We start from the raw sequence: 13,761 nt of genomic DNA on the forward strand, positions 1-13,761 counted from the left end.
ACAGGCGCGAGGCGCTTATGTCTGAAGCCGACATCCTCTCCCAGGACGAGATCGACGCGCTCTTGAACGGCGTCGACGAGGGCGACGTCGAGACCGAGCAGGGGGTCGGTGACCCGACCCAGGCCAAGGCCTACGACCTTACAACCCAGGAGCGCATCGTCCGGGGTCGACTGCCGACGCTCGAGATGCTCAACGAGCGTTTCGCGCGCAGCCTGCGTATCCGATTGGTCTCCATGCTGCGTCGCTCGGTCGAGATCTCGATCGAGGGCGTGGAGATGAGCAAGTTCTCCGAGTACATCCACACGCTGTTCGTCCCTACCTCGATGACGCTGATGCACGTGCGTCCGCTCAAGGGGCTGGGGATGTTCATGATGGAGTCGCGGCTGGTCTTCTCGCTGGTCGACAACTTCTTCGGCGGGTTCGGCATGCACGCCAAGATCGAGGGGCGGGACTTCACGCCCACCGAGCTGCGGGTCATCAAGCGGGTGCTCGAGCAGGCGACCGAGGAGATGCAGAACGCCTGGGCAGGCATCTACCCGATCCTGTTCGAGACCGTCAGCCACGAGATGAACCCGCAACTGGCGAACATCGTCTCGGCAACCGAGGTGGTAGTGGTCTCGAGCTTCCGCATCGAGGTCGAGGGCGGTTCGGGCAAGTTCGACTTCGTGGTGCCGTACTCGATGATCGAGCCGATCCGCGACCTGCTTGACGGCGGCATGCAGGGTGACCGGCTGGAGGTCGACGAGCGCTGGACCAAGGCACTCAAGCGTGAGCTGGGTTTTGCCGAGATCGAGATGACCGCGCATCTGGCCGACGTACGCATGTCGCTCAAGGACGTCGCCAACATGGAGGTCGGGCAGGTCATCCCCTTCGAGATGCCGGAGTATTCGACGCTCGCGTCAGATGGCTTGCCCCTGTATCGCGGCAAGATGGGAGTCTTCAAGGGCAACAAGGCGATTCGCATCGAGGAGCCGGTTCCCGAGCGGCTCGAGCGGGCAGCGCATCCCAACGAGATCCTGCGGGCGCAGATCCCCGGGGCGAACCAATCAGGAGAGAAAGACGATGGCTGAAGAATCCGACAAGTCCACCGAGGATGACTGGGCGGCGGCCATGGCCGAACAGGGCGACACGGAAAGCGATCCGGGTGGTGCTGACCAGGCCCAGGCGGTCGGCATGGAGCAGTTCAGCGAGGGTGGCCATCCCGACGATGACGAGAACCCGGTCAACTTCGACGTCATCATGGACGTGCCGGTCAATATCTCGATGGAGATCGGCCGCACCGCGATCAATATCCGTAATCTGCTGCAGTTGAACCAGGGCTCGATCGTCGAGCTCGACCGGCTGGCCGGCGAACCGCTGGACGTGCTGGTCAACGGCACGCTGATCGCGCGTGGCGAGGTGGTGGTGATCAACGAGAAGTTCGGCATCCGCCTGACTGACGTGATCAGCCCGGCCGAGCGCCTGCGTAAGCTGCGTTGATGATGCGCTCGCTCCTCTCCCTGATGTTGTTGGTGGTGGCAGCTCCGGTCATGGCGGCCGAGGCCATCGATCCGTTGGCACCGAGCTATCTCGTCAAGCTGGTGATCAGCCTGATCCTGGTGCTGGTGCTGATGTTCGCGCTGGTGTGGGTGGTCAAGCGTGTCGGCCGGCTGGACGCCCGCGCGGGGAATTACCCGATGCAGGTGCTCACCCAGATGTCGATCGGCCCGCGCGAGCGCATCCTGCTGGTGGCCGTGGGCGATCGGCAGATGCTTGTCGGCGTGAGCCAGGGGGCGATCGAGTCGCTCGGCTGGGTCGATCCCCCGCTCGAGCCGCGCCGGCGCGACGGGGAAAACCCGAGCTTCGGCGAGGCCTTCCAGGCACAGCTGGCCGCCCGCTTCGGCAAGGGTGGCCCGAGTGGCCAAGGTAGCAAGGGGAGCTCGAACGATGGCTAGCATGTTCGGCCGGCTTTCCCTGCTGATGCTGCTGGCCTTCGGTCTGTTCGGCGCGAGTGCCCCGGTGCTGGCCGAGCCGGGTCTGCCGGCGGTGACCTTGACCGAAAGTGAGGACGGCGGCACGCAATACAGCCTGACGCTGCAGATCCTCGCCCTGATGACGGTGCTCACCCTGCTGCCGTCGTTGCTGCTGATGATGACCTCGTTCACGCGCATCATCATCGTGCTGGCCCTGTTGCGCCAGGCACTCGGTACCGTCCAGACGCCCTCCAACCAGATCCTGCTCGGCCTGGCGCTGTTCCTGACGCTGTTCATCATGGCGCCGGTGTTCCAGACCGCCTACGAGGAGGGCGTCGGGCCGTACATGGCCGAGGAGATCGGCGCGATGGAGGCGATCGATCGGGCCGCTCAACCGTTGCGCACCTTCATGCTCAACCAGACGCGCGAGACCGACATCGCCCTCTACCAGGAGATCGGCGACTACCCGGACTTCGAGACGCCTGACGACGTGCCGCTGACCGTGTTGATGGCCGCTTTCGTCACCTCTGAGCTCAAGACGGCCTTCCAGATCGGTTTCCTGATCTTCATCCCGTTCCTGATCATCGATCTCGTGGTCGCCTCGGTGCTGATGTCGATGGGCATGATGATGCTCTCGCCGATGATCGTCTCGCTGCCATTCAAGATCATGCTGTTCGTGCTGGTCGACGGCTGGGCGTTGCTGATGGGTACGCTCGCGTCCAGTTTTTATATGGGGGGCTAGGCCATGAGTCCGGATACCGTTATTGATCTCACCCGCCAGGCGCTCACGGTCATCCTGTACCTGTCGATGCCGATCCTGCTCACTGCGCTGGCGGTGGGCCTTTTGATCGGCATGTTCCAGGCGGCGACCCAGATCAACGAAATGACCCTGAGCTTCATCCCCAAGATGATCGCGGTGGTGGTCGCGATCCTGCTGGCCGCGCCCTGGATGCTGCAGGTGATCGTCGACTTCACCGAGCGGCTGTTTCACAACATCCCCTCGCTGATCGCCTGAGGCACCCGCCTTGGAACTGGCGATCGAGCAGATACTCGGCTGGACCGCCACCTACCTGTGGGTGCTGGTGCGGGTCGGGGCGATGCTCATGGTCGCGCCGATCTTCGGCTCGCAGTCCCTGCCGGTGCGCATTCGGCTCTTGATCGCGCTGGCGGTTTCCCTGGTGATCACGCCCATGGTGCCCGAGATCCCGGCGGTCGACCCGCTCTCGATCGCCGGGATCACCATGATCGTTCAGCAGGTGCTGATCGGCGTGGCGATGGGCTTCATCCTCAACCTGGTGATCTCGGCGTTCGTGGTCGCCGGCGAGTCGATCGCCATGAGCATGGGCCTGGGCTTTGCCCAGACCGTCGATCCGCAGAACGGCGTGAGCGTGCCGTTGATCTCGCAGTTTCTGACCATCGTGGTCACCCTGCTGATGGTGGCGCTCAACGTGCCGGCGATGATCGTCAAGATGCTGGCGGACTCGTTCACCATCCTGCCGGTCTCGCCGGTGGGACTCACTGCCGAGGACTTCCGCGCGATCGCCTGGTTCGGTCAGCAGATGTACATCAACGCGGTGCTGGTCGCGCTGCCGGTGGTGACCACGCTCCTGATGGTCAACCTCGCCATGGGCGTGATCACGCGCGCCGCGCCGCAAATGAACATCTTCTCGGTGGGTTTCCCGGCCACTCTGATGATCGGCTTTTTCCTGCTGTTCCTTGCCGCCCCCCTCTGGTTCCCGAACGTGGAACAGTTCGTGCATCAGTCGTTCGTGCTGATCACGGAAATCCTGAGGTGAGTTGGTGGCGGAGAACGAGAACGGTCAGGAGAAAACCGAAGAACCCACCGAGAAACGACTGCGCGACGCCCGCGAGAAAGGGCAAGTCGCCCGTTCGCGGGAACTCAACTCCTTTTTGCTGACCGTCGGGTCGGCTGCGGTGTTCCTGGTGTTCGGTGGCCAGATGATGCTGGGGCTGGCCGAGGTCGTGCGCGACTCGTTCATCATCGAGCGCGCGGATGTCTTCGACCAGGCGGCGATGTTCTCGCGGCTGGCCAATGCCTTCGCCAGCGGCTTTCTCGCCTTCGTCCCGATCTTCTTTGCCACCGTCGTGCTGGCCGTGGTCGCCTCGATTGCCGTCGGCGGCTGGAATTTCTCCACCCAGGCGATGGCGCCGAAGCTGTCCAAGATGGATCCCATCGCGGGCCTCAAGCGCATCTTCGGTGTGAAGGCGCTGATGGAACTGGGCAAGACCTTCGCCAAGTTCGTGTTGATCGCCGCCATCGGCGTGGCGGTCTTCTTTGCCTTCGACGCGCAATTCATGAGCCTCGGCCTGCAGCCGTTCGATGCCGCCTTGGCCCATGCCGGCTGGCTTATCGGCTGGGGCTTTCTCGCCGTCTCGTTCGGGTTGCTGCTGGTGGCGCTTGTCGATGTGCCGTTCCAGATCTGGCAACACAACAAGCAGCAGCGCATGACCCTTCAGGAAGTGAAGGACGAACACAAGGACACCGAGGGCCGGCCGGAGATCAAGCAGCGCATCCGCCAGACCCAGATGCAGATGTCGCAGCGCCGGATGATGGAAGCGGTGCCCGAGGCCGACGTGGTGGTCACCAACCCGACCCACTATGCCGTCGCCCTCAAGTACGACGCCGAGGGCGTCGGTGCGCCGATCGTGGTGGCCAAGGGGGTCGACGAGATGGCGCTCAACCTGCGCAAGATCGCCGCGTCCCACGGGGTCGAGATCTTCGAGGCCCCGCCATTGGCACGGGCCTTGTATACGCATGTCGAGATCGACGAGGTGATCCCCGCCGCGCTCTACACCGCGGTGGCCCAGGTGCTGGCCTACGTCTACCAGCTCAAGGAGGCCGCTCGCGGTGCCGGGCAGACGCCGGGGCGCCCGGAGCCGCAAGTGCCTGACGGCTTCGACGTGCCGGCAACCGACTGACCAGTCGCTCGATCGATGAACCTCAACGTAACCGCAGCCAAGAAGAACGCGTTCAGATGAAACCCAGCCCGAACAATTTCAGCTTTGCCCGCCTGGGTAACACCCTGCGCCAGTATCGGGGGCAGGGGATCGGGCCGCCGGTGATGATCATCATGCTGCTGGCGATGGTGATCGTGCCGTTGCCGCCGCTGGGTCTGGACGCGCTGTTCACCTTCAACATCACCTTGTCGCTGATCATCCTGATGGTGGTGCTCTACGTGGGCAAGCCGCTGGATTTCGCAATCTTTCCCACCGTCATCCTGATCGCGACCCTGCTGCGACTGGCGCTCAATGTCGCCTCCACCCGCGTGGTGCTGCTCAATGGTCACGAGGGCCCCGGCGCGGCCGGCAACGTGATCGAGGCCTTCGGCAACTTCGTCATCGGCGGTAACTACGCCGTCGGCCTGGTGGTGTTCATCATCCTGATGGTGATCAACTTCGTGGTCATCACGAAGGGCGCCGGGCGGGTCTCCGAGGTGTCCGCCCGCTTTACGCTCGACTCGCTGCCCGGCAAGCAGATGGCGATCGACGCCGATCTCAACGCCGGCATCCTCAACCAGGAACAGGCCCGCGCCCGGCGCGAGGAGATCGCCTCCGAGGCCGACTTCTACGGCTCGATGGACGGTGCCTCGAAATTCGTGCGCGGCGATGCCATTGCCGGCATCCTGATCGTGTTCATCAACGTGATCGGCGGCTTGCTGATCGGTGTCGCGCAACATGGCATGCCGTTCGGCAATGCCGCCGAGACCTACGTCCTGCTGACCATCGGTGACGGGCTGGTTGCCACCATTCCCTCGCTTTTGATCTCGACGGCGACCGCGATCATCGTCACGCGTGTCACCGCCTCGAAGGAGGACATGGGCAAGCAGGTCCAGCGGCAGATGTTCTCCGATCCGCGGGTGCTGGGCGTGGCCGCGGGCCTTATGGCGGGCCTCGGCCTGGTGCCGGGGATGCCCAACGCCGCCTTCCTTTTCCTCGCCGCGATTGCCGGTGGTGGCGCCTGGTTGGTATCGCGCCGCCAGGCGACCGAGGCGGCCGAGAAGGCAGCGGCCGAGGCCGCCCCGGCGGAGACCAAGCCCGAGGTCAAGGAATTGACCTGGGACGATGTCCCGCCGGTGGACCTGATTGGTCTGGAGGTTGGCTACGGCCTGATCCCGCTGGTCGACCGCAACCAGGGGGGGCAGTTGATGCCGCGCATCAAGGGTGTTCGCAAGAAGCTCTCGCAGGACCTGGGTTTCCTGATCTCGACGGTTCACATCCGTGACAACCTCGATCTCAAGCCCAACGAGTACCGCATCAGCCTCAACGGTGTGCCGATCGGCAACGCCGAGATCTTCCCCGACCGCGACATGGCCATCAATCCGGGGCAGGTCTCCGGCGACATCAAGGGCATCCAGACCACCGACCCGGCCTTCGGCCTGAAGGCCTACTGGATCGATCGCGGCCAGAAGGAAGAGGCCCAAGCGCTTGGTTATACCGTGGTCGACCCGGCCACGGTGGTCGCCACCCACCTGTCGCAGATCCTCGGCGACAATGCCGCCGACCTGTTCGGCTACGAGCAGGCGCAGCAACTGCTCGACACGCTCAAGCAAAACTCGCCGAAACTGGTCGAGGACCTGGTGCCCAAGACCCTGCCGATGACCACCATCGTCGAGGTGCTCGGGCAACTGCTCTCCGAGCGGATCCCGATTCGCGATATCCGCACGATTGCCGAAACCTTGACGATCCAGGGTCAGCGTACCCAGGACGTCGGGGAATTGACGGAGAGCGTGCGCATGGCGCTGGGCCGGATGATCGTCCAGCACATCAACGGCTTGGCGCCGACCGTGCCGGTCATCACGCTGGATCCACAGTTGGAACAGCTCTTGCTTAACAGTACCCAGCGCGGGAATCAGGCCCCCGGAATCGAGCCCGGCCTGGCCGAGCGACTGCACAAGTCACTCAAGGACGCGGCCGAGCGTCAGGAGCAGAGTGGCAAGCCGGCCATTCTCCTGGTGGCTCCGCAGATTCGCAGCTGGCTCTCGCGCATGGTCCGGCACTCGATCCCGACGCTCAGCGTGCTGAGCTATCACGAGATACCGGACAACAAGGAAATACGCGTGGTGGCGAGCGTCGGCAACCAGAACGAAGGCTGACGACTCGACCGGATAACCCAACCGCTAAGGGTCTGGTGGATACATGAAAATCAAGCGAATCATCGCCAGTGACATGCGCGAGGCCATGCGCCAGGTGCGGCGCGTGTTCGGTGACGAGGCCGTCATCCTCTCCAACAAGCCGGTCTCCGGCGGGGTGGAGGTGATTGCCGCGATGGACTTCGACGAGAAGGCGATCCAGCTGGCAGCCGCCCAGCAGTCGGCCAGCCGGATCGCTGGCGCCTCGGAACGGCCGGCGGCGAGGGCCGAGCGCGCCACGCCGGAACAAGCGTCGCGTCCGGTACAGCCGACCGCGGCCGAGGCCGAGCCGGCGGAGGCCAGCAATGTCGCGCCCAAGACAACCGCCGAGATGCTCGCCGAGCGTAGCCGCAAGGCCGAATCGGCCGGGTCGACCGAATCAAGCGAGACGCTCGCGTCGTCTGCCGCCGACGAGAGCGAAGACGACCGTGCCGCCTTTTCCGAGGCGCTTGCCGCCTGGAGCGAGCAGCAGACAGGCCCCTCCGCCGAGTCCACCGCGAATCAGGCGGCCGACGAGCCGGCCGCTCGTTCGTCCAACCGAACCCCATCGCACTGGGACTGGCTGGTCGAGGATCAGGGCGCGGCCGAGGGGCGCCTGTCGACGCTAACCGAAGAAGTGGCGCAGCTGCGTGACCTGTTCGAACGGCAATTGTCGGTCATGGAATGGCACCGTTTCAGCCAGGCGCACCCCGCCGAGGTCTCGACCGTCCAGCGGTTGCAGGATATCGGCCTGCCGACGGGTCTGGCGCGCGAGCTGGGTCGGGCCGCGGCCCAGGCCCAGCCGGAGCGGGCATTCGTCGAGGCGCTCAAGATGCTTGGCGAGCAGCTCGAGAACCGTGCCGAGGACCCGGTCGAGGCCGGTGGTACCTATGCCTTCGTCGGCCCGACCGGCGTGGGCAAGACCACCACGCTTGCCAAGCTGGCCGCCCGCGCGGTGCTGCACCGTGGGCGCGACTCGGTGGCACTGATCAGCACGGATCGCTTTCGCATCGGCGCCCAGGAGCAGTTGCGCAACTACGCCCGTATCCTTAACGTGCCATTGCATATTGCCCGTGATGAGACGCATCTGGCGCAGTTGCTCGAGGCCGTGTCCGACCGGCACCTGGTGCTGATCGACACCTCCGGGATGTCGCAGCGCGATTTCCGCATGATGCAGAAACTCGAGGCCCTGATGGGGGCGGGCGAGGCGGTCAAGCTGCTGCTGGTGCTGTCGGCCAATGCCCAGTACCCGGCCCTCGAGGACGTCAAGAAACGCTTTGCCGGCCTGCCGTTGCACGGCACCGTGCTGACCAAGCTCGACGAGACCGTCCTGCTCGGCGGCGGCCTGGCCGCCCTGGTTCGCCCGCTGGCCGGTGTCGACGGTGAGCCGCGTCGCCTGCCGCTGGTTTGCGCGGGGGTCGGCCAGCGCGTCCCGGAGGATCTCTGGTTCCCGAAGGCGGCCGACCTGATCAAGCAGGCCCTGGAAATGGGGCAGTCACAACTCGAACACACCGACCGGGATGATCCGCTGTGGATGCTCAATCAAGCCGGATGACACTCCAGCCCACCATTAGCGGCCACGACCAGGCCGACGGGGCGCGCTACGCCAATGCCAATCGCCCGGTGCGGGTGATCGCCGTGACCAGCGGCAAGGGCGGCGTGGGCAAGACCAACGTCTCGGTCAACCTTTCCGTGGCACTCGCCCGCAGCGGCGAGCGGGTGGTGTTGATGGATGCCGACCTGGGGCTCGGCAACGTCGATGTCCTGCTTGGTCTACAGTCCCGGGGCAATCTGTCCCACGTGCTTTCCGGCGAGGCGACTCTCGACGAGATCATGCTCGAAGGCCCCGAGGGTATCGGCATCCTGCCGGCCGCTAGCGGGGTGGCCAGCATGGCCGGTCTGACGGCCGCCGAGAATGCCGGACTGATCTCGGCCTTCTCCGGCATGCGCTGGCCGGTCGACACCCTGGTCGTCGATTCGGCCGCGGGCATCGCCGACTCGGTGGTGCGCTTCGCCGAGGCTGCCAGCGAGGTCGTGGTGGTGGTCTGCGACGAGCCGGCCTCAATCACCGATGCCTACGCCGTCATCAAGGTGCTATCGCGTGAACACGACGTCACCCGTTTCCACGTGGTCGCAAACATGGTGCGCGATGCTGCCGAGGGCCGGCGCCTGTTCGAGAAACTCTCGGTGGCCGCCAAGCGCTTCCTCGACGTGACGCTCACCCACATGGGGTCGGTGCCGTTCGACGATTACCTGCGTCGGGCCGTGCAGCGTCAGAAGACCGTCGTGCAGCTCTACGGCGGGGCGAAGTCGACGCGGGCGTTCACGGCGATGGCCGACAAGGTCAATCAGTGGCCGGTGCCGCGCGGGCCGCAGGGGCAGTTGCAGTTTTTCGTCGAGCGACTGGTGAACAACGCCGAGCTGGACCCCGAGAACCTGTTATGAATGCACGCGCCATGTATCAGAACGTTCAGGCCGGATCGACCGAAGCCCTGGTGGCCAAGCACGCTGACCTGGTCAAGCGAGTGGCTTTTCACCTGCTCGGGCGTCTGCCCTCCCATGTGCAGGCCGAGGATCTGATACAGGCGGGCATGGTCGGGCTGCTCGACGCTGCCCGCCTGTTCGATGGCGACAAGGGGGCCTCGTTCGAGACCTACGCCGGCTTGCGCATTCGCGGCGCAATGCTCGACGAGGTGCGCCGCAACGACTGGGCGCCGCGCTCGGTCTATCGTCGCCAGCGGGAAATCGCGCAGACGGTGGCCGCCATCGAGGCCGACACCGGTCGCGAGGCGCGAGATGCCGAGGTCTGCGAGCGCATGGGCATCACCCTCAACGAGTACCACGCCGCCATCAGTGATTCCTCCTCGGTACACGTCGGTTCGCTGGATCACGGCGGCGAGGCGGAAAACGAGACCTTCGACATTGCCGACCCGAATAGCCAGCAACCCGACGAGGCGCTGGCCGAGAACCACTTCCAGCGCGATCTTGCCGACTGCATCGACGAGCTGCCGGAACGGGAAAGGCTGGTGATGTCCCTGTACTATGTCGAGGAACTCAACCAAAAAGAGATCGGCGCGGTGCTCGGCGTCAGCGAGTCGCGCGTCTGTCAGATTCACAACAAGGCGATCATGCGGCTCAAGACCGCGATGAACGCCTGGAAATAGGGCGCCGGGTGCAGAAAAGGGCTCAATCTTTTCCGCTCGGCGCCGATAGACCCTCCTACCCACGTTCGAACAAGGCAACCTGCCTGGTACTGACAAACGATCCCAGGGGCGAAAATGGACCGAAACATGAAGATCCTCGTGGTGGACGATTTCTCCACGATGCGCCGGATCATCAAGAACCTCCTCAAGGAGCTTGGCTTCACCAACCTCGAGGAGGCCGATGATGGCCAGACGGCACTGCCACTGCTCCGGCAGGGCAATTTCGATTTCCTCGTGACCGACTGGAACATGCCGGGCATGACCGGCATCGACCTGCTGCGAGCGGTTCGTGCCGACCCGAACCTCGCCAGCCTGCCGGTGCTCATGGTGACCGCCGAGGCCAAGCGGGAACAGATCGTGCTCGCCGCCCAGGAGGGCGTGAACGGCTACATCGTCAAGCCGTTCAACGGCGCCACCCTCAAGGAGAAGATCGACAAGATCTTCGAACGCGTCGAATCGTAGGGCCCCGGGATGACTCAAGTACAGGAGCAGGACTTCCAGCCGGTGGTCGGTCGCGAAAAGCGATTGGCCGACGCCCGCGCATTGGTCGAGGCGATCGAGAACGAAGATTCGTCGAGCGAAGCGCAGCTGATCGGTGAACTCACGGCGGCCTATTCGGGCAATATCTTCGACGAGGTCGGTCGGATGACCCGTGAGGTACATGACACCCTCAGGAGCTTTGCCGAGGACGAGCGACTCGGGGCGCTGGCCGAGGACGAGATGCCGGACGCGCGTGATCGCCTGCGCTACGTGATCACCCTGACCGAGCAGGCTGCGACCCGCACCTTGACGGTCACCGAAGAGGCCACCCCCACGGCGGAGCAGATCGTCGAGCGCTCGCAACGGCTCAAGGACGAGCTGGCTAAAGTCGCCGCCAGCGAAGCCGATAACGCTCGTCTGGGGGGCGTGGTCGAGTCGATGACCCGCTACCTGGACTCGACCACCCGCTGTGGCGAGCGACTCAAGGGGCAGTTCACCGAGATCATGATGGCCCAGGAATTCCAGGATCTGTCCGGTCAGCTCCTGATGCGGGTGATCGATCTGCTCGAGCAGCTCGAGGAAAAGCTCGTCGGGCTGTTGCAGATTACCGCCCCGGTCCGCAATGCCAAGGGAGAGGACAGCAAGTCCGTCGCCCCGGCCGAGCGTGCCGAGGATGGCGTCGGGCCGCAGTTGCCCAGCGCCGGCGATAACGTGGTCAAGAATCAGGACGACGTCGACGATCTACTCGCCAGCCTGGGTTTCTGACCCGGTCGATCGAGGGAAATGCCGGGCCCACGTGGCCGGGCGGGAACGTGGCACACCCCGCCGGGGGTCACAGAGCGCAGTGAGAGGCAAGCATGGCATTCGAACCCGACAACGAGCTGTTGCAGGACTTCCTGATTGAGGCCGGTGAGCTGCTCAACGGGCTGGATCAGCAGCTGATCGAGCTGGAGCAGTCGCCCGATGACGCGGACCGGCTCAATTCGGTGTTCCGCGCCTTCCACACCATCAAGGGTGGGGCCGGCTTCCTCGAGGTGCATCCGCTGGTGGAGGTCTGTCACCGCGCCGAGGACATCTTCAACCTGCTGCGCAACCACGAAATCACCATGAACAGCCGGATCATGGATGTGATGCTGCAGGTAATCGACGTGCTCAACGACATGTTCGATTCCCTGCGCGGCGGTCAGTATCCGGAGGACGTCTCCAAGGCCTTCCTCAAGGAAATCGAAGGGCTGGCGCATCAGGATGCGACTGCGCCGGCCGTTGCTCCAGCCCCGAGTGACCTCACCAGCGACGATATCCCGGCCGACGAGCCAACGGCCGTGGCCGACGAGGATGATGCCTTCGACCGCATGCTGGCTGACCTCGACGCGGCCGAGTCCGAGGCGCCGGCGGCAAGCGGTGATTCGGGCGATGACCTGATCAGTGACGACGAGTTCGAGAGCCTGCTCGACGAGTTGCACGGCAAGGGCAAGTTCCAGGCCCCGGCGCCCGAAGCGAACCCGGCCGCTGCCGAGAAGGCGGCAGGTGCCGCGGATTCCGACGAGATCACCGACGAGGAGTTCGAGGCGGTGCTCGACGAGCTCTACGGCAAGGGCAAGGGGCCGACGGTGGCCGCAACTCAGGCCGACGAAAAGCCAGCCGAGGCCGCCGCTCCTGAATCGAAGCCCAAGCCCGAACAGCCATCCCAGTCGGCTGCCAAGCCCGCGGCCCCGGCCAAGCCTGATGCCACGCCCCCTGGAAACTCCCAGGGAAATTCCCAGGGGAACCCCAAGGCAGCCGAGGCGCACAAGGCACCGGTGGAAACCACCGTGCGCGTGGACACCGAGCGACTCGACAGCATCATGAACCTGGTGGGTGAGCTCGTGCTGGTGCGCAACCGCATGAACACCCTCAAGACGACTTTCGAGAACGAGGAAATCTCCTCGGTGATTGCCACACTCGACATGGTCACCTCCGATCTGCAGGGCGCGGTGATGAAGACCCGCATGCAGCCGGTCAAGAAGGTCTTCGGCCGCTTCCCGCGGGTGGTGCGCGACACCGCGCGCACCCTGGGCAAGGAGGTCAACCTCGAACTCGAGGGCGAGGACACCGACCTCGACAAGAACCTGGTCGAGGCGTTGGCCGATCCCCTCATCCACCTGGTGCGCAATGCGGTCGACCACGGCATCGAGATGCCGGACGCCCGGGAGTCCAACGGCAAGGACCGGGCCGGGACCGTGTTGTTGTCGGCCGCCCAAGAGGGCGATCACATTCGCCTGTCCATTCAGGACGACGGTGCCGGGATGGACGCCGAAGTGCTGCGTCGCAAGGGCGTCGAGAAAGGGATCGTCGACCCCGACACCGCCGAGCGCCTTACCGACCAGGAATGCTTCGAGCTGATCCTGCACCCGGGCTTCTCCACCAAGGATCAGATCTCGGATATCTCCGGCCGCGGCGTGGGCATGGACGTGGTCAAGACCGCGATCACCAAGCTCTCGGGCACCATCAGCATCGACTCGGTGCAGGGCGAAGGCACCCAGATCAACATCAAGGTGCCGCTGACGCTGGCGATCCTGCCGACGCTGATGGTGATCGTCTCCGGTCGCAAGTACGCCATCCCGCTGTCGGTGGTCAACGAGATCTTCGAGATGGCCGACAAGGAAGTGAACGTTGTCGATGGTCAGTCGACCATCACCGTTCGCGACCGCGCCGTGCCGCTGTTCCGCATGACCGACTGGCTGGCCCTGCGTGGCGAGAAACCCGGCACGCGCTGCGAGACCGACCAGGTGGTCATGGTCCAGCACGGCGCACAGCTGATGGCCCTGGTGGTCGACTCGGTCATCGGTCAGGAAGAGGTGGTGATCAAGCCGCTGGGCGAGCTGCTGCGGGTGGTCGATGGTTTTGCCGGCGCGACCATCACCGGCGACGGGCACATCGCCCTGATCCTCGACCTGCCGGGCATGGTGCGCCGCAACACGGGCCGTGGTCGTCAACGTCTGCGTTCGGTGGCCTGAT

General features: G+C 64.7%; 14 protein-coding genes. All 14 read left to right on the forward strand.

The genetic code is table 11. The features are described 5' to 3' along the window. Window positions 1–17: 17 nt before the first annotated feature. The 14 genes from fliM to D5687_RS05715 all read left to right on the forward strand — a co-directional run bounded on the left by fliM (window position 18) and on the right by D5687_RS05715 (window position 13,760). Window positions 18–1,070: a flagellar motor switch protein FliM gene (fliM, locus tag D5687_RS05650; protein ID WP_125198800.1), complete on the forward strand. Its 1,053-nt coding sequence runs from the start codon at window positions 18–20 to the stop codon at window positions 1,068–1,070. Next, window positions 1,063–1,479: a flagellar motor switch protein FliN gene (gene fliN / locus D5687_RS05655; RefSeq protein WP_125198801.1), complete on the forward strand. Its 417-nt coding sequence runs from the start codon at window positions 1,063–1,065 to the stop codon at window positions 1,477–1,479. The genes fliM and fliN overlap by 8 nt, the downstream gene beginning before the upstream one ends. Next, entirely contained in the window at window positions 1,479–1,934 is a 456-nt protein-coding gene (gene fliO / locus D5687_RS05660) for a flagellar biosynthetic protein FliO (protein WP_125198802.1), read from the forward strand. The genes fliN and fliO overlap by 1 nt, the downstream gene beginning before the upstream one ends. Before the next feature lies 1 nt (window position 1,935). Next, entirely contained in the window at window positions 1,936–2,694 is a 759-nt protein-coding gene (fliP, locus tag D5687_RS05665) for a flagellar type III secretion system pore protein FliP (RefSeq protein ID WP_370271306.1), read from the forward strand. A 3-nt stretch (window positions 2,695–2,697) separates the two neighbouring features. Further along, window positions 2,698–2,967 carry a flagellar biosynthesis protein FliQ gene (gene fliQ / locus D5687_RS05670; RefSeq protein ID WP_125198803.1) on the forward strand — a complete coding sequence of 90 codons (270 nt, stop codon included), beginning with the start codon at window positions 2,698–2,700 and terminating at the stop codon, window positions 2,965–2,967. Window positions 2,968–2,977: 10 nt separating this feature from the next. Then, entirely contained in the window at window positions 2,978–3,748 is a 771-nt protein-coding gene (fliR, locus tag D5687_RS05675; protein ID WP_125198804.1) for a flagellar biosynthetic protein FliR, read from the forward strand. Between the two features lie 4 nt (window positions 3,749–3,752). Further along, on the forward strand, window positions 3,753–4,892 hold the full coding sequence (gene flhB, locus D5687_RS05680) for a flagellar biosynthesis protein FlhB (RefSeq protein ID WP_125198805.1): 1,140 nt from the start codon (window positions 3,753–3,755) through the stop codon (window positions 4,890–4,892). Between the two features lie 143 nt (window positions 4,893–5,035). Next, complete coding sequence (flhA, locus tag D5687_RS05685) at window positions 5,036–7,066, forward strand: flagellar biosynthesis protein FlhA (protein WP_240031434.1); 2,031 nt, start codon at window positions 5,036–5,038, stop codon at window positions 7,064–7,066. 43 nt (window positions 7,067–7,109) lie between these two features. After that, complete coding sequence (gene flhF / locus D5687_RS05690; protein WP_125198807.1) at window positions 7,110–8,636, forward strand: flagellar biosynthesis protein FlhF; 1,527 nt, start codon at window positions 7,110–7,112, stop codon at window positions 8,634–8,636. Beyond that, window positions 8,633–9,526, forward strand: coding sequence for a MinD/ParA family protein (locus D5687_RS05695; RefSeq protein ID WP_125198808.1), 894 nt, complete (start codon window positions 8,633–8,635; stop codon window positions 9,524–9,526). The genes flhF and D5687_RS05695 overlap by 4 nt, the downstream gene beginning before the upstream one ends. Beyond that, window positions 9,523–10,245, forward strand: a complete 723-nt coding sequence (locus D5687_RS05700) for an RNA polymerase sigma factor FliA (RefSeq protein WP_125198809.1) — start codon at window positions 9,523–9,525, stop codon at window positions 10,243–10,245. Before D5687_RS05695 ends, D5687_RS05700 begins: the two co-directional genes overlap by 4 nt. A 114-nt stretch (window positions 10,246–10,359) precedes the next feature. Then, window positions 10,360–10,746 (forward strand): chemotaxis response regulator CheY, encoded by a 387-nt coding sequence (cheY, locus tag D5687_RS05705; protein ID WP_125198810.1) that lies wholly within the window; start codon window positions 10,360–10,362, stop codon window positions 10,744–10,746. 9 nt (window positions 10,747–10,755) lie between these two features. Next, window positions 10,756–11,529, forward strand: coding sequence for a protein phosphatase CheZ (locus D5687_RS05710; RefSeq protein ID WP_125198811.1), 774 nt, complete (start codon window positions 10,756–10,758; stop codon window positions 11,527–11,529). Between the two features lie 92 nt (window positions 11,530–11,621). Then, window positions 11,622–13,760, forward strand: coding sequence for a chemotaxis protein CheA (locus D5687_RS05715; RefSeq protein ID WP_125198812.1), 2,139 nt, complete (start codon window positions 11,622–11,624; stop codon window positions 13,758–13,760). Window position 13,761: the final 1 nt, after the last annotated feature.

The sequence above is a fragment of the Guyparkeria sp. SCN-R1 genome (assembly GCF_003932495.1).
Classification (GTDB): domain Bacteria; phylum Pseudomonadota; class Gammaproteobacteria; order Halothiobacillales; family Halothiobacillaceae; genus Guyparkeria.

Bases quoted from the DNA above. Each gene is read 5' to 3' on its own strand.
- fliM (WP_125198800.1), top strand. From the start codon at position 18: ATGTCTGAAGCCGACATCCTCTCCCAGGACGAGATCGACGCGCTCTTG.
- fliN (WP_125198801.1), top strand. From the start codon at position 1,063: ATGGCTGAAGAATCCGACAAGTCCACCGAGGATGACTGGGCGGCGGCC.
- fliO (WP_125198802.1), top strand. From the start codon at position 1,479: ATGATGCGCTCGCTCCTCTCCCTGATGTTGTTGGTGGTGGCAGCTCCG.
- fliP (WP_370271306.1), top strand. From the start codon at position 1,936: ATGTTCGGCCGGCTTTCCCTGCTGATGCTGCTGGCCTTCGGTCTGTTC.
- fliQ (WP_125198803.1), top strand. From the start codon at position 2,698: ATGAGTCCGGATACCGTTATTGATCTCACCCGCCAGGCGCTCACGGTC.
- flhA (WP_240031434.1), top strand. From the start codon at position 5,036: ATGATCATCATGCTGCTGGCGATGGTGATCGTGCCGTTGCCGCCGCTG.
- flhF (WP_125198807.1), top strand. From the start codon at position 7,110: ATGAAAATCAAGCGAATCATCGCCAGTGACATGCGCGAGGCCATGCGC.
- D5687_RS05695 (WP_125198808.1), top strand. From the start codon at position 8,633: ATGACACTCCAGCCCACCATTAGCGGCCACGACCAGGCCGACGGGGCG.
- D5687_RS05700 (WP_125198809.1), top strand. From the start codon at position 9,523: ATGAATGCACGCGCCATGTATCAGAACGTTCAGGCCGGATCGACCGAA.
- cheY (WP_125198810.1), top strand. From the start codon at position 10,360: ATGGACCGAAACATGAAGATCCTCGTGGTGGACGATTTCTCCACGATG.
- D5687_RS05710 (WP_125198811.1), top strand. From the start codon at position 10,756: ATGACTCAAGTACAGGAGCAGGACTTCCAGCCGGTGGTCGGTCGCGAA.
- D5687_RS05715 (WP_125198812.1), top strand. From the start codon at position 11,622: ATGGCATTCGAACCCGACAACGAGCTGTTGCAGGACTTCCTGATTGAG.